This is a genomic window from Campylobacter sp. US50a (genome assembly GCF_004379015.1).
Lineage (GTDB): Bacteria > Campylobacterota > Campylobacteria > Campylobacterales > Campylobacteraceae > Campylobacter_D > Campylobacter_D jejuni.
Genome location: NZ_RYYJ01000066.1, coordinates 1 through 451, shown reverse-complemented (window position 1 = coordinate 451; position 451 = coordinate 1). Strand labels below are relative to the sequence as shown.

General features: G+C 21.1%; 1 protein-coding gene. It reads right to left on the bottom strand.

Annotated features, from left to right (window positions below; translation table 11 throughout):
- Window positions 1-431, bottom strand: a 431-nt coding sequence (locus ELQ11_RS09680) for a phage integrase SAM-like domain-containing protein (protein ID WP_208359348.1), incomplete at its 3' end; no start/stop codon positions are given.
- Window positions 432-451: the final 20 nt, after the last annotated feature.

Below are 451 nucleotides of genomic sequence, written 5' to 3'. Positions count from 1 at the left end.
TCTAAAACATTATTTAGCCTTATAATTTCATTTTCATTAAGATAATTTAATTTTTCTTCTGATTTTTCTGTTCTAAATCTAATTTTCTTCATATCAAAGGAAAAAACAAACAAATCATCATTATTATCGCTTATAAAAGAAAAAAAGCTAGTTAATACTCTCAAATAAGTTATTTTTGTTTTTTTTGATAGTTTATTGCCATTTTTTGAATTATTTTCTAAATAATTAAGAAAATTGACTAAAAAAGTCGTTTTTATATCGTTTATTTGCATTTCATCTTGATAATCTAAAGAATATTCTACAAATTCTAGTAAAATACGCCTATAAAGTAAAAAAGTATTATTTGAATAGGATAATGCTTGAATATGTTTCAAATAAGCTTCTATCCAACGCTCTAAATCTTCGCTTATTGTAGTATTTTTAAGTTTCATTTTATTTATATCCTTTTTTT